The organism is Clostridium sp. ZBS15 (genome assembly GCF_023845705.1).
GTDB lineage: Bacteria > Bacillota > Clostridia > Clostridiales > Clostridiaceae > Clostridium > Clostridium aquiflavi.
This window is the reverse complement of sequence record NZ_JAMQHY010000227.1, coordinates 1-288: the sequence shown is the minus strand read 5'-3', so window position 1 is coordinate 288 and position 288 is coordinate 1. Positions and strand designations below refer to the sequence as shown.

1 protein-coding gene is annotated in these 288 nt (G+C 28.8%); it reads left to right on the top strand.

Annotated elements, in window-relative coordinates; all coding sequences use genetic code 11:
• Positions 1 to 90: 90 nt before the first annotated feature.
• A partial coding sequence (locus NG904_RS17130) for a hypothetical protein (RefSeq protein WP_252232951.1) occupies positions 91 to 288 on the top strand: 198 nt, incomplete at its 3' end.

The window sequence follows — 288 nt, the reverse complement described above, 5'->3', positions numbered from 1 at the left end:
GATGATTCAAATGATATCGACTTGTTCACGTTGAATTTTGACTTATTGTTAGAAACTATTTTGTTAGAAACCATTTGAACAGATAGATTTATGGATTATCATGTTCCACGGGATAAATGGAATCTTATTGGTAATGAAAAACGATTTTTTTTCAGTCCAGATTTAGCTGTATCGATGTTTGGTGATAGAAAGGTTAAACTTCATCATTTACATGGATCTTTATCTTCATTCAAAGATATTCAGAAAGGAAATCCTTTTAAAATAACTAAGGATGCGTTTTTTTTTTTT